The sequence below is a fragment of the Rhizobium sp. 18065 genome, from assembly GCF_902706095.1.
Classification (GTDB): Bacteria; Pseudomonadota; Alphaproteobacteria; order Rhizobiales; family Rhizobiaceae; genus Allorhizobium.
Map to the genome: position 1 here is coordinate 139,316 of NZ_CACSJP010000009.1, position 17,616 is coordinate 156,931.

Genomic DNA, 17,616 nt, shown 5'->3' on the forward strand with positions numbered 1-17,616 from the left:
GCGCGCATTCATATGTAAGAAGCGTGCCGCACCAGTTCATTTGGCTCGGTTGGCTGCGGCGACAGATTTTTTCAAGGCGTCCATGATGTTGACGACATTGCTCGGCGGCGTTGGCGCGGGCGATTTTGCCTTGCTTTTCGCCGACTTCTTCAGGGCCTTCTTCTTCGCATAGATGATGTCGAGAAGTTTGTCCTGAACGGGATCGGCAACCAGTTTCGGTGTCCAGTCCTGTGTCTGCTTCTTGATCAACTTCTGGACGAGGGGCATCATTTCAGAATCGGCCTTCTGGTCGCCGATGCCATCGAAATAAGCGCCTTCGTCGCGGACTTCGTCGCCGTAGCGCAGAGTCCAAAGGACGATACCATTGCCGCGCGGCTCCAGCATCACCGCACGTTCGCGGCGGCTGATCACCAGACGCGAGATGCCGACCATCTTCTCGGATTCCATCGCGTCGCGGATAACCGAAAATGCTTCCTGACCGACGGGATCGTTTGGCGAAAGATAATATGGCGTGTCGAGCCAGATCCACTCGATCTTGTCACGCGGTGTAAATGTCGAAATGTCGATCGTCTTGGTGCTGTCGAGTGCTACGGTCTCCAATTCGTCGTCTTCAAGCATAACGTAGTCATCCTCGCCGCGCTGGTAGCCTTTCACCTCCTCATCTTCCTTGACCTCTTTTCCGGTCACGGAATCGACGTAGTGGCTGACGACCCGGTTCTGGGTGTCACGGTTCAAAGTATGAAAACGGACCTTTTCGCTTTCGGAGGTCGCGGGCATCATTTGCACTGGGCAGGTGACAAGCGACAGTTTCAGATAGCCTTTCCAGAATGGGCGGACGACCATGGCAATCTCTCCCTCTAGCTGGCCCGGCGCCTAGATGAGGGAGCGGATTTTGACTTGGACTCGGTTTTCGCCGTCGGTTTTGCCGATTTCTGCCTGGTTTGGCCACTGTTGGCGTTCGCAGCACTCCGCTTCGACTTGGATTTCTTGCCACCCATGCCGGCACTTTCTCGCAATGCCTGGAGCAGTTCGTTCGGTTTGAAGGCCGGCGACGCCTTCATTTTCGGCAGTGTGCGGCCTTCGATTTTGGCCTTGACCAGTTCGGCGACGGCAGCCTCATAGCGATCGTCAAAGCTGCTGGCGTCGAAGCTGCCCTTCTTGGTGCCGATGATATGTCGAGCGAGTTCTATCATCTCGCCCTCGATTTTCAGCTCCGGAATGTCTTCGAAGGCTTCGACCGGAGAGCGGACTTCATAGTCAAAATTGAGGGTCGAGGCGATCAAGCCTTTGCCATGCGGCCGGATCAGAACCGTGCGCATCCGCCGAAAAAGCACGGTCCGGGCGATCGCTGCCACCTTCTGGCTCTTCATGCCATCCCGCAGGAGCACGTAAGCTTCGGTGCCCAATTTATCGGGGGCCAGGTAGTAGGGCTTGTCGAGATAGGCAGTGTCGATCTGCGAGCAGGGGATGAAGGCTTCTATCCTGAGCGTCTTGTCGCTTTCGGGAACAGCAGAAGCAACCTCATCCGGTTCCAGGACGACATACTGGCCATTTTCGATCTCATAACCTTTGACCTGATCATCGCGCTCGACAGGATCGCCGGTCTCTGAATCGATGAATTCGCGTTTCACCCGGTTTCCGGTTTTGCGATTGAGGGTATTGAAGGCAATACGCTCAGACGACGACGCGGCAGTGTAAAGGGCAACCGGGCAAGACACCTCGCCGAACTTGATGTAACCTTTCCAATTCGCTCTGGGAGCAACCATGATGCCCATGTCCCTTCAACAACCACTACGCTTCAATCGAATCTGCCTATGATTGTTCCAAGTCGCGACGAAACATTTTATTGTTGGCCGGCGCCCACTTTCGGCGAGCATCGCAATGTGCACCTTTTGACCGGCGAACGCGTTGCTTCATTGAAATAATCCAAAGGGGGCTCACCATAATGAAGCAGGCAAAGCACGCCCGCAGTCATCGGGAGGGCGATCTCAAGGAAAGCGTCGTGCCACCGCGCCGACGGATTGACCAGAGTAGCATCTGCGTCCGCCGCAGGTTCGACAGCACCGGGCATGCGTGAATACCTAGAGGGAATGGACAATGTTGTGCCGACTGTGCGGGCCCGAACGATTCGGACGTCGAGCGCGCTACAATAGCGTTGCGTGGACAGTTTGACGGACTGCGACGACGATTGGAGGAATTTCAACCCGAGGATGCTTCCCCGGAAGGACAGGCGGCGGTCTGCGCGTCGCCCAAGCATTGCTGATTTGCCTAACACGCGCGGGTGTCGCTACCAGATGGAGGCTCGCCGCGTGGGCGCCGTACCGTTGGCTGTTGCACAGCTCACCCGAAGGTTTTAAGGGAACCGCGCGCTTTCGGCCTTTCTTTGAGCTGTCGTTAGGCGCGAGACTATACCTGTCCGACCCGCCATTGAGGCAGGTATTCGCTTCTTAAGCCGACGAATTGCTCTCAGCTTGGGCGTGATCCGGCGGCTGGCCGCCCAGAGGACATTAAACTGATCGGTCTCAGCCACCAATCTTCTAGAATGCACACAAGATGGCCGTCTGAGAACTCGCTGCGCATCGCAAAGGGTGGCAGGTAGCAGGTAGGCAATCCCCAGCGCCGTGATCGCCAACTCGATCAGGGGGTCGACCGCCCAGAACGGATGAAAATGCAATGATAAGGGAGGCCGGATGGTCTCCCTTGGCTTTGTTCGGATCCGATCAGCGCTTATCCTGAGGTTGTTTCGCCTGGTCGTCGCGGCTCTGCTTGGATTGTTGTTCATCCTGCTCGCGCCGCATCTTCTGCTGCTGCTGGTCCGCCGCCTGTGGGCTGCGCTGCTGCTGCTGCGGGTCTTTCTGTTGGCCGGGATTGTTCTGCTTTTCAGTTCCCATTGAAATATTCCTCATAGTTGGGACACCTCATTTCGAGGCACTATCCGAACCGGCCCGAACCGAGATGGTTCCAGTGGCGCAAAAAAAGAGGTTTGTTTTTGTGGCGCCGCGACTTCTATACGGTGCGCTGGCGCAATGAAGCACCGTTTCCGGCGCTCCAAAGTTTGGTCTCAGAGCAAAAAAACCAAACGCTCCCGAAAGCTGGAGGAGATTGGGTCGAAGGTCTATCGGCCCTTCAATTTTGCGCCAAATGCTGATCATCAATGAAACGTCCGATCTGCCTTAGATACGCGACGATGTCTTGCCTGAGATGATCACGCTCGCCGTACCGTTCGCAAACCTCGTGGACCTCGTTTTCGACCCGATCGAGGTCCTCAATCTGCACATCCGCCTCCGCGAACACATAGACATCGTGACCGACAGCCACGATCGGGGTGCCGGTGGCAAGGATCTCATCAACGAATTTTGGAATCTCAGTCTTATTCATGGAAGCGTCCTCGCTAGTGCACGAAGGCTACCAACCGCCAAGACTTGCAACAAGTTCCGAAAATTAAGGTAATAGTCACACCCTGCTCACCGCAGGGTGCCGCCCACTAGCGGGCGCGAGATGACCTGCACTTGAAGTTCGCATCGACGCCGCAATATCAGCACCATGAGAATTGACGCGCCAACACCAGACGCAGATCTGGCCGATCGCCACCTGGCTTGCCAGGAGGCAATCGAGCTTGCGTTTCAGGCGCCTGTTGACGAAGCCATGGCCGCAGGCTGGAGCGAAGCCGAGTCTGTCGCCGCCGTCATCGAACTGTCCGAGAATCACATGCTTGCCAAGTCCGAGAATGAACGCTTGAATGCGGTTATCGCGGCCTTGGAAAGCAGAACCTGATGCGCATCATCGAAGTCATTCTGATGATTGCACTCGGCATCTTCGCCCTCTTCACGTTCGGCGTCATTGTCTATCGGCTGGTGGAAGCCGTCAGAACGGCCTTTTGGTGACCAGGAGGACACATGTGCAATCTCTATAATGTGACGACGAACCAGGAAGCGATCCGCGCGATCGCCCGAACGATGTCCGACCTGATTGGTAACATGGAGCCGTCCCTCAACGTTCATCCCGATTATTTCGGACCGATCGTCAGGAACAATAAGGGCCGCCGCGAGCTGGCCGCCGTGCGCTGGGGCCTGCCGTCGTCGCAATTCGCATTGATGCAGGCCGCGAAGAAGCGCGCTGCCAAGCTTGAGGAAAAGGGAAAGCCAGCAGATTTTGCCGAGCTGCTGAAGATGGAGCCCGATCGCGGCACGACCAACGTACGAAAGACTGACAGCAAGCACTGGACGCGCTGGCTCGGCGTCGAGCATCGTTGCGTCGTTCCCGTCACCAGGTTCGCGGAGCCAAACCCCGGCAGCAAGACGGACGACGGTCGCACGCCGAACGCCTGGTTCGCGCGGGATGAGCTACAGAGTCTCATGTTCTTCGCTGGCATCTGGGTGCCGCAATGGACGAGTGTGCGCAAGATCAAGGACGGGCTGACCACCATCGATCTCTTCGCCTTCCTGACCACAGAACCAAACGATGTCGTCGGCCCGATCCACGAAAAGGCCATGCCGGTCCTACTGACGGAACCGGAAGAAATCGAAATGTGGATGACGGCGCCCTGGTCAGATGCGCGGGCTCTGCAGCGGCCGCTTTCCAATGACGAGCTTGTCCTCCTACCAGACGGCATCATGTGAGCGGGTCAACGCTCAGATGCGTTAGGTCAAATTTTAGACTCCAACTCGCCCGAATTTCGTTGTACGATTCGCGCACTTGAGGGAGGTGGCCATGTCAATTAATCAACTTCCGTTATCCCCATCTAATCTCGCCGTTCGCGTCCTTTCCCACATTGAGCGTGTAAGTCCGCTCGCCCCAGATCAGTTGGAAAATTCCCGAGAACTCATACTCGAGTTCGTGGGTTCCGGCGTCACCGACATCGACGAATTAGTCGAACTAACGCTGATGGCCGAGGGGAAACAATTTCTACCTGGTGGGACGTTTTCCTTCGGAAGGCATCTGTCGGACTGCGGGCCTCAATCTGTATGAGGTTTTTGACCAAACAATGGAACCAACGCCGAGGAATGCGCGTTCAGGGGCGTTATGTTCCCCTCATAACTCCCAACGCATGCTGACCCCCGCTTTTGGGGGTCTTTTTTTGCTTTGGGAAAAACGACCGCATGCCTCACACGTCAAACTCGGCATGACACCTAAAAGAACGAGATGTAATGGCCACATAAATATCCGGACACGATCTCCCACTTAACAAGTGTGCGAGGTAATGTGCCCATTAATTTTGTTCCGGCGTCCGTGGCGGCGCCCCGATTGAACGGGGCAATGGGGCACCGCTTGTCATCAGCCGCGCTGGAAGCGTGGCGGGAAGCGACGATGGGCCCGGCCGTCGTGGTGGAACCGCACCTGAACTATCTGTTCAATACATCGTTGAGCGCCTTGGCCGGCGTAAAGGCTCGCTTCCTGGAAGCTGCAACAGTCATTTTCTCGCCGGTCGCAGGATTGCGGCCTTCGCGCTCCAGCGAGGCCTTAGCCTTGAACTTCCCGAATCCTGGGATTGAGGTTTCTGCGTCGGAGCTCGCCGCATCCGCGATGGCATGGAACACAGCTTCGACGATGGACGCGGTCACCATGCAGGCACGCGCAGCGGAGATGGGAATCGCCCTGTCGGGCGACCGCGGTGTCGAGGCCGCACCTAAATTCCTCGAACGACTGAGCTTCAAGTCGAGTTGAGCTTGGTGAGTCGACGACGAACCTCGCCCGCCAGACCGGCAGGAAATCAATACCGCAGCGCGCGGCAGCATTGGGGCCGGAAGGAGAATGTCCGCTCCTCTCGCAAGAGTCACGGAAGCGTGACATCATGCTTTAATGGAATTGAACTACTGCTGGCGAGACGGTCATTGCGAAACGGCAACGACAACCTTCCCCTTGGCGCGTCCGGTTTCGACATAAGCCAAGGCTTCTGGTGTCTGCGCAAAGGGAAAAACCTTGTCGACGACCGGACGGATGGCGCCGGCGTCGATCAGCTTGGCGATCTCACCCAGTTGCTGGCCTTCCGCGCGCATGAAGAGGAAGGAATAGTCGACGCCGCGGCTCTTTGCCTTTTTCAGAATGCTGCGGCTCAGCATCCGCATGACGAGGCGCAGCAAGAAGTTCTGGAGCCTGCACCAGAATTGCCTGCCTATGCTATTGCGGAAGCACACCTGGTGTGGGCTTCAGGCCCTGAATATCGGCCACGCTCCGCTGCAGTGCCGAAAGTTCGGCCCGGATGTCGGCGATCTCCGGGTCGAACAAGCCGGAGTAAGACGACGTTGATTCAAGCTTTGTAACATTATATCCATTATCGCTTGCCGCGTAGATGGTATCCCGTTCGCCAACCGCCACAACGTCGGTGGTTTTCTCGCCGAAGAAACCGACAAAGGTACCAAAGCGGTCAAAGATCTGAATCACGTGGTTCTGAATGTCGGTCGCGTACAGTATCCCATCTGCATCGACTGCGATATCCCAGAGGTGGGGGTCTATCGGAATCCAGTTAGGCGCTTTGCCGTCGCCAACCTTAGGTCCAAAGGACGCAACGATACCGGTGGATCTGATCTTTAAGATTTGCTGTTGTTTAACGTCCAAGACAAAGAGGTCACCGTCGGGTGAGACCGCGATGCGGTCAAAGTGATGGTCTTGCCCTCCGATTGCATCTAGGCTCCATCCATCAACATATTCACCGCTTGAGTCATACTTTCTGATGTTTGCATTGGAGCTGGTATAAATTTCTCCGTAGGGTCCAACAGCAAGTGCAGTGAGGATTTCACTATCACTGCGAATGACAGGCGTCAGACGGCCGCCGGGATCGATCCGCGACACCCCCTTGTCTGTGATAACGTAGACGCCGTGGCCGAAACGGGAAGACACATAGTGGATCGGTCCGTTGACGTCGCCATCGCCTCCCCAGGTTTGCAAAGCCGTTCCCTGCGCATCGAACAGTCCCAACTTACCGGTCCGCTTGTTATTGAGGTAAATGCGGCCATCTGCGCCGACCGCCAGGCTTGTGATTGACGGTAACACTGCATCCAGCGGGAGCGTGCCAACCCTCCTCAATTTGATCTCTACAACAGCGCGCTGATACGCAGCATCCATGCGCTGCTCAAGGGCGGAGAGTCGGGCCGTCACATCTGCGAGGAGATCGGCGTCCTCGGTCCAAACCCCCTCGCCGACACCACTTCTGCGATATACACGCCCGCTGGTGTTGTCGAAATAGACATCTCCCCTCGGCTGCACTTCCTGAGCAGGTACGCCGCTTCCAGTTAGGAATGAAGCGCCTCGCGCACCAGCAAGTCCCTGCTGGCCGCTGTCGCCTTTCTGACCGCGGTCGCCACGTTCCCCCGCCACCCCTGTAGGTCCGGCCGCGCCGTTACAAACTGTCTCGCTTACGTCGCTAGTCCCACTTTTTGTGATTTTGACTTCAACACCACCCGACTGGCAGCTACCTTTCGTACCAAGGAATGGTGTTAGCGTAATCGCCGGCGTTTCTTTCGTCACGAGGCCAGTGAGCATGGAAGTAAATAGACCTGAAAGCGCACCCGCTGTGCCGCCCGCAATCGCTGCGATTTCCGCGTTGACCTGCGCCGCTATCGCATCTTTCACATTCTGCGCGGCTTCGTTTGCTGCCTTCGTCGCCGCGTCCGCAGCAGCTTTCCCCCCGGCATCCGCCACTTTTCCAAGCAGTGTGGAACTGCAAAAGAGACGGCCGTTGGCATCGGTCGCAAGAAGCCCCGTATCTCCGGAACAATTTTTGGTCATTTGGCCAGTAAGGGTGAGACCTGTCACCTCGGCACGGCCGGACGAATAAAAGGTGCCGTCCACGCCGAACTCGAAATGATTTAGCTCGTTTAGGTTCTTGACGCTGAGCTTAAGTCGTTTTGTACTGGGATCATAAGCGATGCCCCCACCGTCATGTATATCTCCACCACGTGGTAGCGAGCCTTTCAGGATGATCGAATTGCCGGTTATGTCCCCATCAACGTCCAGTTGTGTCCGCGGAGTGGAGGTGTTTACCCCCACCAATCCCGCCGCGTTGTTCTTCGACGCAGTTACAACTATCGACGGCGGTTCATCATGTTCGTCGCCATCGTTTCCGAAAACCACGGTATCGGAACTGAAAATGAAGTCGAACTCATCCTGATCTTGGGATATTGCAAGGCTTGGAAAGGCAAATAAAGTCATCAGAAGACAAAAACCACGAGTCATGGCGGATCCTCATTCGTATCTGGTTAGTTTGGCGCATACCTCTTCTTCAGAGTCGTCTTGGACTGGAACCCAGCCGTCCTCTGGACAGCTGCGCTTAGCGCCACGACCGCCGCAGTAACTCGATCCGCCGCCTTTATTCAGAACCAATATTGTCAATACACATGTAGCCAGATCAACGGTTCCATCAAAGTAATAGCCGTCGCCAGTGTCCTCTATGTAGATGTCAACTCGATCCATATTGATGCAATTTATAATAAGCGACTTCAAGTTGGCGCTTGCGCTCGGAATTAATGCTTTCTGATATGGGTCCATGCCAATCAACGGCGAAGCTATATAAGCATCAGCAACGTTTCGTAGATTTTTTTTGTCTTCCCTTTCCACCTGAAAATACTTTATCTTCGGGATCGCATGTAAATTAAGTTGAATTAAAGGTATATTACTCAAAACCTCTCCGGCAAGCAAACTTCTTTGAAGTACAATAAAGGGCGATACCACGGCATAGATCAGAAGCGAAGCATTGGATTTTTCGTCCCAGAAATTGTCCAGACTAATGTACAAGCTGATCGACGCTTGCTCCCGATCTCGATGCGCGCTCAGCACGAGTTGTTTCACTTCTCGAATGCTCACCGCGGTTCTCGCGGAGCCTTCGTCGAGAAATGCGCCTACGTATATGGAGTCTCCGTAAGTGGTCCACTCTTGCTCCCGTTGCGAAGTTGGACAGAAAGTTGAATTAACTCTTTTTATCCAATCGGGCTCATCTTCTGCCGCAGCAGAAACGCAGGACCCGGCGTAACCAAGAGCAAACAAGAATAACACGGCACAGATCTTCATATTCGTTGTCCAAAATTATCTACTTTAATCTCAACATTACCCCGATGTGATCGGAAGTATTATTTCTGTAACTTGAGCATTTCGGAGATGAAGTATTAATTATGTCGCACGAAAGCACAACCTCTACGTCAGTTCTTTTAGGATCTATATTAAAAATCAGGAAATGATCGTAGCTACTACTGAGAATTCCTTTTGGATTCAGCGTGCTATATTCATCTTGCAAGGCTTTCCAACCTGGACGGTTTTTAGTTTGATCCTCTATCTGTTTAAGGCTTAGGTTGAAATCGCCAGCCAAGACTACACTAGTAACTGGTGCCGCAATTCCTTTACAACTGTTGTCAATCGAAATCGGCGACTTGGTGATCAAATCGTTCGTGATGTAATCTAGCACAGTGTTCAGCTCGGATATCCGCTCCCCGACGCGGTTACCCCAGATTGCGTGAAAGTTCGCAATCCACAATTGATAGCTCCCTTTATTTACCAGCAAGAGATCAGGTGGGCGCATAACCTTTGGGATAGTGGAGAGGCCAGGGCCGAAGTTTTGCAACGTTACGTGGCAGATTACGCTGTTGGGATCTTCCACAACAAACAGATAAGCTTCTACATAGGCGCGACTATTTTTGGCGTTAAAGCCTTTGAAGTGATTTGATAGAAAGGCAGCATAGTTAAGCGGAGTTACGCTGTTGACGGTTACGGACGGCATAACCTCTTGAAATAATGCAACGTCCGGCTTGATCGTGGTGGCGATCTCCTTTAAAAAGTAATCGTACTTGTTCTGCGCGTAATTATGTATTTTGCTGCTGTTGTTTCCTAGATGCAATGTATTGGTAGAAAGGATTTCCAGGTCAGCGGCCCGTAAATGACCGTTGAGTATGAAAAATACACCAATAGCTGTCAGGATCAGGTGCATCCTCATCTTGGAATTTTCACGGTGGTTATCCTCAATATTGAAGGAAATAACTGGACGCAGTTTCGCATACGGTGACCGTCAGGCAACCTGAAGTCGATGATCTAATCTGAGTGACCGAAAGAGTTCGTGGATTATGACATGCTCGTCGGCGCGATCAAGAGATTGTTCGAACAAGCCTTAAACAAATGGCACACTGAGAAAGGTATTAAGGCCCGAACCACAAACGAACGCAAATATCGACGAATTAGCGATGCAGATCATTCTCATGCCTTGGCCTCATGATACACAATAGCCACTGGCACGTGGTAGGCTCCTAATTCCACTAAAGTCGGTTCCAAACGCCGCTACGGTTCGGGATCGCTAGGTCCGCAAAGGCCGCCTCATATATGCTCTGAGGCCTTGCGCAAAATGGACGGGACGACGATTTATTGTTGCTATGGGCGATTCGATCAAATCCTTTGGGCCTGTGTCGGCTTACAGGATGCTCGAGCTCGTAGCCGCCGGACTGCTCCGGGCCCCAAACCCGGCTCCACCCTGGACGAGGCGGATGTCTCCTATGAAGGCGCATTCTTGCCATCAATGTCGGAGCGGCATTTTTCGGAATGGCCAATCGAGCTTGGTCAATGTGCGAGGAAAACACCTCTTACTCAGTAATGTAGGTCTCCGCCGGAAAACCTCCTCACTGCTCATTTCTAAGGCCCGGCACCTCGCGCCGAGCCACGGAAATCGTTTAAGTAATGGCGAACGCGCAGGGTGCGCCGATCAGGCGCACCTCGCGCAAACGCGTCATAAGCTCATGAAGAATTCGGTAGAGTGCACGCTCAACAGGAGCACACGTCGAATATCACATGTGGCCCCACCTGACTTAATCAGAACTTAATCAAACGGGTTGCATCGTTTTTTGCCCGCGACGTCACTTTGCGCGGAAAGAGAGCCGGAACTTCAAGCCGTCGGGTGCAAAATCGCTTTTTGTCTCAGGCTCCATGGTCATTGGGAAGGCGCTGGAGATCAGCGTTGATCCAAAACCTTTGCCACTGGGCGGAACGACAGCTGGCCCGTCTAACTCTTGCCAGAAGAAATCGATCCGTCCGTCTCGCTCTTCCCACTCGATTCGGACGCGTCCGTTCGGATGGTTGAGAGCGCCGTACTTTAGGGCATTTGTCGCCAGCTCGTGGACAACCATGGAAAGTGCACCGACAGCCTCAGGTTCAAGAAGACATTTAGGTCCCGAAATGGAAATTCCTCTTTCCACGCCGCCGCATACTGGCAGTAGGGCTCGCTCTACCACTTTCGCAATCTCCGCCGCGCTGCGGTCATCCGTCATGAGTATATCGTAGGTTGCACCAAGTGCACCAACTCGGTTTGCGAAAACAGCGTTTTGCTCCGCAAGGTTTCGATAAGTCTGTCGGGCAATGGCTTGAACGATAGCGAGTGTGTTTTTCACCCGGTGGGTAAGCTCTTTCGCCAACAGCCTGCGCTTTTCCTCCGCGCGGGCGCTTTCGCACCGTCGTACCTCGAGTTCATCGAGCAGCCTGTCGACCGACGCGCCCACTTGTCCCAACTCGCCGTGCCGCCCCATCATCAGGGTTCGAGCAGTACTGTCGCCGTCTCGCCAGCGCTCAAGCACCTGGACAATATGATTGATGGGACCCAGAATGAACTGGTTGCCCACAAACACAGCGGCACCGAGTGCCATGGCAGTCCCAATCACCGTCATTACAAGTCCGGTGAGTGTGGCGCGATTGATGGGCGCAAAAGCGACATCCTGCGAAAGCCCCGCGCTGACATACAGCGGATTCCTGGCGGACACTGGAATATAACCCATAATCCGTCTGGTGCCATCTTGACTGAGCACTTCCGTCGTTCCCGGCGCCTGAGCCGTGATCAGATGCCTATAATCATTGGGTATAGTCGTGCCGACAAACTTGTCGGGTTCCGGGTCGCGTGCCAGAATGACGCCTTTCCCGTCGGCAATTGTCATTGCACCACCCGGTGCCACACCACGTGCCTGTATCTGATCTTGCAACCATTCAAGCCTGACGCCCGTTGCCAGCACGCCGACCGTTTCTGCTCCCTGCTTAAGGGCAATCGCCACCGGTAGAATGGGTGCATCTGAGACCCGTGCGATCGTGTAGTTGCCAATCACCAGGCCGTCTGTATTCAGTGCCCTCTGAACGTAGTCTCGATCAGCAAAATTCGTCCCTGCCTCCCATCCCATGCTGTCACAGACGAGCTTTCCGTCTCTGTCCAACACGAGGATATTGCGAATGGGTGCAAGCTTACTTGCGACAGACCTGAGCACGACGTTGCAGGAGGCTGGATCTCGTTCGGCTACCGCAGGAATTGCAGAGGTTGCGATGAGGATTCCCTTGATCCCGTCGATGACGCTACCGACGTCCGATGCACCCTGCCGCGCCATCTGGGCGGCATGGCGATGGACCTCGACGCTTCGTTCGGAACGAGCTGCAATCTCGTTGTAGGCAAGCATACCAATAGTGGGTGTCAGAGCGGTCAAAACCACGGCAAATAGTCGCTTTTTCACGGGCCGGCCCCCCAAAGTACATAGGTCTCGCACGGTATCGATCTATCAGTAGCTCTTCAAGATTGCTAGATTAGGTGGCGTGCGCAAGTCTTCCGACACTGAGAATCAAACATATCGTGACCGCCTTGCAGATGGTCACGACCGCGTCTTGAACCGCGCTGTGTCAGAACTTGTCCGGGTGGTGCGGTTGACGCAGCGCGGCAATCTCGGGCTGTGGCGGACACAATCGATCGGGACGGAATGTGGGCTAATACGCCGATCTCCGGCGTTGCGATAGCTGGGTTGACCGTACCCCACGTGCTGTACGGCCTCCGGCGCCAGGATGAGGCCTGCTTGCACTGGCAATTATGACGCAGGTCATGTGAGCGTTTGTCGTTCATGTCAATCTGATTGGATATTCACAGCGGCGGCGCCGCGCTTATCCAATCAGACGCCGAAACAAGCAAGTTCTTTCCGATCACTGCTGGCAAGCACCTCATTTATAGTTTAAGAGGCCGACGACCCTTATCCGCACGACGGACGCCTAAACGAGCTGCCTCGACTGCTGGATGAGAAGGGCGCGGAGAACCACGCCCTAAGTGAAGACTAGTTGATCGGTGCTGAAGCTTTTCCCAGCTTCACCGATGGCTCGCGCGCCCAAACCCTGAGCTTGCCAAGTTCCGACACGAAAGTAGAGAGACCGCCCTCTCCGGGCAAGGCAATAACACCTTCGTCAAGATCAGCAGCAATCCCGGCTTTCTCGAGCAATGGCAGGGCAGACTGATCAAAACCGATGAATTTGCAGTGCTGGAAAGCGTCGGCAACAAAGTCCCGGCCCGTCGACTCTTTCACCAGATCGTCGATCGCCGCAGGTGATGTGAGGATGGCCACCGCATCGAAGAGAACCGATGGCCCGCCGTCGATCATGTGATGCGCCTTGATCCACGAGCCATCTGATGCCGTCACGCCGCCGACTTTAGGGGCGATCAACTCGACCACCGCTTTCTCTTTGGTGATCGCAGTGGTCAGCCCCTTGAGTAACTTGGCATCGACTCCATCAGTGATCAGAATGCCAAGCTTGCGACCTTCGAAACGCTTGGGGCCGCGTTCGACGATGCTAAGCGCCGGGGAAGGTTCAAGGTCCTGACGGGTCGGCATGGCTGCATCAGCCGGCTTCGGCATTGACTGGAATCCCAGCTTTTGCGCAACCGTCGTTGCCAACGTCCCGTCGATGTTCATCAGATGCGATACCATTCGTTCCCGAATGACAGGCGCTTCGACCTTGCTGAGTTCGAATGTCAGCGCCATGGCGATGTGGCGCTGCTCGGGCGGCGTCTGGCTGATGTAAAACTGACGTGCCTGGCTATAGTGATCGGCGAAGCTCTCAGGCCGAAGGCGAACCTTCGACCCTTGTTCTTCGGAGGGGAAATGTCGGTAGCCTTTGACCGGAGACTCCCGGGGTCCTTCGTTGCGCGAGTTCGGCTGATAATTGGTACGACCCACCGGGTTGCGCATCGCCATGTGGCCGTCCTGCTGGAAATTGTGGAACGGACACTTCGGCGCGTTGATTGGAAGGTGTGTGAAGTTCGGCCCGCCCAGTCGCTTCAACTGTGTGTCGAGATAGGAGAAATTGCGACCCTGCAACAGCGGGTCATTGCTGAAGTCGATGCCCGGCGGCACATTCTGGGTCATGAACGCAACCTGCTCGGTTTCGGCGAAGAAATTGTCGGGCATCCGATCCAACACCAAACGGCCGATCGGTTGAACCGGCAGGATTTCCTCTGGAATGATCTTTGTCGGGTCCAGGATGTCGAAATCGAAGCTATCTGCTAATTCTTGGTCGAAAAGCTGGACGCAAAGTTCCCATTCCGGAAAATTGCCGGACTGTATCGACTGCCAGAGGTCACGGCGGTGGAAGTCGGGATCGGCGCCATTGATCTTGACCGCCTCATTCCAAGCGACCGATTGTAGCCCCAGCTTCGGTTTCCAATGGAACTTGACGAAGGTGGACTCGTCCTTGGCATTGACGAACCGGAAGGTGTGCACCCCGAAACCTTCCATGAAGCGGAAGGAGCGGGGAATGGTGCGGTCCGACATGATCCACATGACCATGTGCATGCTCTCTGGCGTCAGCGAGATGAAGTCCCAAAAATTGTCATGGGCAGTCTGCGCTTGCGGGAAGGCCCGGTCCGGCTCCTGCTTGGCGGCGTGAACAACATCGGGAAATTTGATGGGATCTTGAATGAAGAAGACCGGAATGTTGTTACCAACCAGATCCCAATTCCCTTCCTGGGTGTAGAGCTTGACGGCAAAACCTCGGACGTCGCGTGCCAGGTCGGCCGAACCCTTATTGCCGGCGACCGTCGAGAACCGCACGAATGCGGGCGTCCTTTCGCCCGACCGTTGAAAAAGGTCTGCACGTGTATAGGCGGCCAAGGATTCATAGGTTTCGAAGAAACCATGAGCGCCATAGCCTCGTGCGTGTACCACCCTTTCGGGAATACGCTCGTGGTCAAAGTGAAAGATCTTTTCCCGGAAGTGGAAATCGTCGATAAGGGCCGGGCCGCGGGCGCCGATACGCAGGGTATTCTGGTCGTCTGCCACTGGCCCGCCTTGTGCTGTCGTCAAGACATCATGTCCGCCCTCTGCAAACTGATGAAGCTCGCCGCCCTCTCCGCGATGGAGTTGCTGGTCATGGATCGTTACGGTGTTACCCATCGATTGTTTTGGGATCGCTGCTTTACCAGACGTCGAAGTCTTGGGCGACTTTGCTGCTTCTTTCGACGGAGCGGATTTCTTGACCATCGGTCTCTCCTCGTGATGGTTGCGGCACATAGAGGAATGGCCACCCGATTGGGGCGGCATCTCAAATGACGGCGGAATGATCAGGCAGCTTTTTTGCCCTCGGGATTTGCGGAGGCCTTGGCGAGTATTGCGTCAGCTTCTGATCGGTCGCTTCTTCGTCAGCGGGGTTCGCCTGAAGAAAGGGAACTGCGTCCTTTAGGCCGAGCTGCTCGGCCCAGGCAATCTGCGTGCCGTATCGGGAGATTTCATAGTGCTCAACCGCCTGGGCTGACGAAATCAGGCCCGCGTCTGGAGCGACCGTGCCCTTGTATGCCTCCATGATCTCTTCGCCTTCGGCAATGATCCATTGAATGGCTTCGCAGGACTTGTCGCGCGCAGCTTTGCCCAGGAGTTCAAAGACCTGCTCAAGGCGCTCGATCTGGCCCTGTGTTTCTTGGCGATGCAGGAAACCGGCCTTACCTTCTTCTGGCTGGGCGACACGTGCCATTGTCGTCAATGCCTTCGGGATCTGCTTTTCGGCAAAGTAGAAATCCTCGGGCGTATCAAGGAAAGGGTCGTCCAACTTCTTCTCGACCATAATCTCCTCCTTCGGCGGGAAGCTGTTCATGCGGCTCCAACTCCGCGGTCACGAAAATGTTCCTGGCGCCTGGCCGCCACATCGCGTCGGCCGAATCGCGAGTGGAACATCCTGTCCAATCCCCGGTTTATGCGTGAGCGGCATGCATGGAGCATTCCGCTCCTGCGGCTCGGAACGAGGGAAAGGTGTAATGACCAATATCAGATTGAGAGGCTTCGACAGCCCTGCCCAGATGCGCGAATACCTCGAGGAGGTCGATGACGCGGATAGGGCCGTAGATTCAAGGCAGGAGGAGACCGCCATGGTCGGTGCCGTAAAAGAGTTGCGCGCACAGATCGAGGGGCTGCGCAGGCAACTGGAAGACGTGCCCAGGCAGGAACCTGAGACGACAAAGCGGGGAAGTGGCTGGCTCCGTATCGTCGCAACCATAACCATATCCATAGCACTTGGGCGGATCGTGGGGCGCGTTTGACTTGGCGTCCTCGAAGCCGTCGCTGCGCCGCGGGTCCTGGCACAGATGCATCGCACTCTTTTGGCCGAGTTCCTGGCTGAGGCGAGTTTTTGCGGATATTTGAACGGAGAATGGACAGTCTGGTTTCCGCAACGCCATTGCTCGCCTCGAGACGCCGCGTTTGAGGAGCACCTCGACTATTCTTTCCTATCCACTTGGAAAGCGCTCAGCCCATGCTCGTGAATCGCGATCCCTGTTCTGAATGCGCCAAAACCTTTTCCTTTGGCTTTCGCCGCCAGACAGCCCGTAGCAATAGTTGCATTATGACATCGGCTGTTTGACGGCTCCGCACCGACCAGCCACTGCCGCGGCGGGAATAGAGATCGATGAGGACTTCCAGATTGGCAAAGCCTTCACTGGTACGGATGTAGGTGATGTCGCTAACCCAGGCTTTGTCGGAGTAGCTTTGTCAACGCCCGCAGAACGCATCCGGCGCGCGAAAAATTTCCGACGCCTGGGAACTGGAGGAAAATTAGGGCTGGTATTTTGCCGGTTGGTTTCATCTCGGCTCATGGATCAAATTGAGATAGCTGTCGTCAAACTCAGCTATTCTTTTAAGCTCATTCCAATCCAGTACGGTAAGAATGCGATCTACCCATCTGATGACATCATCGCCTCTTAATTTTTGCAGCGTCTTGTTAAGGTGAACAAGAGATAATCCGAGAGTATCCGCGACTTCTGCTTGGGACAGCGGCAGATGAAAACTATTGTCGCTCACCCTTCCAACGACGGATAGGCGGGTAAAGAGTTCGCAGATCAGATGTGCCAAATGCCCCTTCTTGCTCCGCCGACCCATTGCAACGATCCATTCCCGGTGGATCGCGCCGTCGATCACTGTTGAAAGCCACAACATTCGAGTGAGGTGCGGGCAGGTCTCAGTAACTTGCTTGAGATCCTTGTGTTCAGCGGCAGCAACTTTGCAGGGAGACAAGGCGATCACGCCATGATCCATGGTTTTGAGCATGAAGGCGTGGAGATCCAGGAAATCTCCTGGCACATGCAAGGCGGTGATTTGCCGTTTCCCGTCTTCCAGCACCCGGTAGCGACCCGCTATGCCTTCCAACAGGAGAGTGCTTTCTTTTGGGCGTGAACCTTCACGCACCATGTCCACGCCAGTGGGGACCAATCTCTCATGTTTTATGACACGTTCCAATTCCCCGATTTCGCCAGCATCCAACGTGTCCCTCGCGCTGAGGTTGAGGATTAGCAGTTCGATCATGCTGGACTCCGTGCCGAGGGTTTGATCGGATCAATTTGCCCGAAGGGGAACAAACTAATTCGTCGATCAT

The 17,616-nt window shown here is 55.0% G+C and carries 14 protein-coding genes and 3 pseudogenes; 3 read left to right on the forward strand and 14 right to left on the reverse strand.

All coding sequences use genetic code 11. The annotated features are described in order from the left end of the window. Positions 1-36: 36 nt before the first annotated feature. The 4 genes from GVK95_RS19785 to GVK95_RS19800 form a co-directional block, all read right to left on the reverse strand. Positions 37-843 carry a Ku protein gene (locus GVK95_RS19785; protein ID WP_159952406.1) on the reverse strand — a complete coding sequence of 269 codons (807 nt, stop codon included), beginning with the start codon at positions 841-843 and terminating at the stop codon, positions 37-39. 14 nt (positions 844-857) lie between these two features. Further along, positions 858-1,766: a Ku protein gene (locus GVK95_RS19790; protein WP_159952407.1), complete on the reverse strand. Its 909-nt coding sequence runs from the start codon at positions 1,764-1,766 to the stop codon at positions 858-860. Positions 1,767-2,720: 954 nt separating this feature from the next. Further along, positions 2,721-2,891 (reverse strand): hypothetical protein, encoded by a 171-nt coding sequence (locus GVK95_RS19795; protein WP_159952408.1) that lies wholly within the window; start codon positions 2,889-2,891, stop codon positions 2,721-2,723. 235 nt (positions 2,892-3,126) lie between these two features. Continuing rightward, positions 3,127-3,378 carry a hypothetical protein gene (locus GVK95_RS19800; RefSeq protein ID WP_159952409.1) on the reverse strand — a complete coding sequence of 84 codons (252 nt, stop codon included), beginning with the start codon at positions 3,376-3,378 and terminating at the stop codon, positions 3,127-3,129. A gap of 165 nt (positions 3,379-3,543) precedes the next feature. Here GVK95_RS19800 and GVK95_RS19805 point away from each other — a divergent pair, with 165 nt between their 5' ends. Next, the gene (locus GVK95_RS19805; protein WP_244618830.1) at positions 3,544-3,774 is read left to right on the forward strand and encodes a hypothetical protein; all 231 of its coding nucleotides are present in this window, start codon (positions 3,544-3,546) and stop codon (positions 3,772-3,774) included. 122 nt (positions 3,775-3,896) lie between these two features. Beyond that, positions 3,897-4,619, forward strand: coding sequence for an SOS response-associated peptidase (locus tag GVK95_RS19810; protein WP_159952410.1), 723 nt, complete (start codon positions 3,897-3,899; stop codon positions 4,617-4,619). 723 nt (positions 4,620-5,342) lie between these two features. Here the strand turns inward: GVK95_RS19810 and GVK95_RS19815 are convergent. The 8 genes and pseudogenes from GVK95_RS19815 to GVK95_RS19855 form a co-directional block, all read right to left on the reverse strand. Next, positions 5,343-5,564, reverse strand: a complete 222-nt coding sequence (locus tag GVK95_RS19815; protein WP_159952411.1) for an HU family DNA-binding protein — start codon at positions 5,562-5,564, stop codon at positions 5,343-5,345. 264 nt (positions 5,565-5,828) lie between these two features. Beyond that, positions 5,829-6,077, reverse strand: a pseudogene (locus GVK95_RS19820) (zinc-binding dehydrogenase); the annotation flags it as partial. 40 nt (positions 6,078-6,117) lie between these two features. Continuing rightward, entirely contained in the window at positions 6,118-8,172 is a 2,055-nt protein-coding gene (locus GVK95_RS19825; RefSeq protein ID WP_159952412.1) for a hypothetical protein, read from the reverse strand. 9 nt (positions 8,173-8,181) lie between these two features. Beyond that, entirely contained in the window at positions 8,182-9,003 is an 822-nt protein-coding gene (locus GVK95_RS19830; RefSeq protein WP_159952413.1) for a hypothetical protein, read from the reverse strand. A 19-nt stretch (positions 9,004-9,022) separates the two neighbouring features. Further along, on the reverse strand, positions 9,023-9,913 hold the full coding sequence (locus GVK95_RS19835; protein ID WP_159952414.1) for a hypothetical protein: 891 nt from the start codon (positions 9,911-9,913) through the stop codon (positions 9,023-9,025). Positions 9,914-10,826: 913 nt separating this feature from the next. After that, positions 10,827-12,455 (reverse strand): HWE histidine kinase domain-containing protein, encoded by a 1,629-nt coding sequence (locus GVK95_RS19845; RefSeq protein ID WP_159952416.1) that lies wholly within the window; start codon positions 12,453-12,455, stop codon positions 10,827-10,829. 585 nt (positions 12,456-13,040) lie between these two features. Beyond that, on the reverse strand, positions 13,041-15,152 hold the full coding sequence (gene catE / locus GVK95_RS19850) for a catalase C (protein ID WP_159952457.1): 2,112 nt from the start codon (positions 15,150-15,152) through the stop codon (positions 13,041-13,043). A gap of 167 nt (positions 15,153-15,319) precedes the next feature. Beyond that, positions 15,320-15,819 (reverse strand): annotated as a pseudogene (locus GVK95_RS19855) (DUF892 family protein). A 187-nt stretch (positions 15,820-16,006) separates the two neighbouring features. Between GVK95_RS19855 and GVK95_RS19860 the strand changes: the two are divergent. Then, the gene (locus GVK95_RS19860) at positions 16,007-16,288 is read left to right on the forward strand and encodes a hypothetical protein (protein ID WP_159952417.1); all 282 of its coding nucleotides are present in this window, start codon (positions 16,007-16,009) and stop codon (positions 16,286-16,288) included. 211 nt (positions 16,289-16,499) lie between these two features. On the opposite strand, the pseudogene GVK95_RS19865 reads toward GVK95_RS19860, so the two are convergent. Both GVK95_RS19865 and GVK95_RS19870 read right to left on the reverse strand, forming a co-directional pair. Further along, a pseudogene (locus GVK95_RS19865) lies at positions 16,500-16,724 on the reverse strand (DDE-type integrase/transposase/recombinase); the annotation flags it as partial. 102 nt (positions 16,725-16,826) lie between these two features. Further along, on the reverse strand, positions 16,827-17,546 hold the full coding sequence (locus GVK95_RS19870) for a Crp/Fnr family transcriptional regulator (RefSeq protein ID WP_159952418.1): 720 nt from the start codon (positions 17,544-17,546) through the stop codon (positions 16,827-16,829). Between the last annotated feature and the right edge of the window lie 70 nt (positions 17,547-17,616).

Excerpts from the sequence above, each read along its gene's own strand:
- GVK95_RS19785 (WP_159952406.1), bottom strand. The coding sequence starts at position 843 with ATGGTCGTCCGCCCATTCTGGAAAGGCTATCTGAAACTGTCGCTTGTC.
- GVK95_RS19790 (WP_159952407.1), bottom strand. The coding sequence starts at position 1,766 with ATGGTTGCTCCCAGAGCGAATTGGAAAGGTTACATCAAGTTCGGCGAG.
- GVK95_RS19795 (WP_159952408.1), bottom strand. The coding sequence starts at position 2,891 with ATGGGAACTGAAAAGCAGAACAATCCCGGCCAACAGAAAGACCCGCAG.
- GVK95_RS19800 (WP_159952409.1), bottom strand. The coding sequence starts at position 3,378 with ATGAATAAGACTGAGATTCCAAAATTCGTTGATGAGATCCTTGCCACC.
- GVK95_RS19805 (WP_244618830.1), top strand. The coding sequence starts at position 3,544 with ATGAGAATTGACGCGCCAACACCAGACGCAGATCTGGCCGATCGCCAC.
- GVK95_RS19810 (WP_159952410.1), top strand. The coding sequence starts at position 3,897 with ATGTGCAATCTCTATAATGTGACGACGAACCAGGAAGCGATCCGCGCG.
- GVK95_RS19815 (WP_159952411.1), bottom strand. The coding sequence starts at position 5,564 with ATGGTGACCGCGTCCATCGTCGAAGCTGTGTTCCATGCCATCGCGGAT.
- GVK95_RS19825 (WP_159952412.1), bottom strand. The coding sequence starts at position 8,172 with ATGACTCGTGGTTTTTGTCTTCTGATGACTTTATTTGCCTTTCCAAGC.
- GVK95_RS19830 (WP_159952413.1), bottom strand. The coding sequence starts at position 9,003 with ATGAAGATCTGTGCCGTGTTATTCTTGTTTGCTCTTGGTTACGCCGGG.
- GVK95_RS19835 (WP_159952414.1), bottom strand. The coding sequence starts at position 9,913 with ATGCACCTGATCCTGACAGCTATTGGTGTATTTTTCATACTCAACGGT.
- catE (WP_159952457.1), bottom strand. The coding sequence starts at position 15,152 with ATGGGTAACACCGTAACGATCCATGACCAGCAACTCCATCGCGGAGAG.
- GVK95_RS19860 (WP_159952417.1), top strand. The coding sequence starts at position 16,007 with ATGACCAATATCAGATTGAGAGGCTTCGACAGCCCTGCCCAGATGCGC.
- GVK95_RS19870 (WP_159952418.1), bottom strand. The coding sequence starts at position 17,546 with ATGATCGAACTGCTAATCCTCAACCTCAGCGCGAGGGACACGTTGGAT.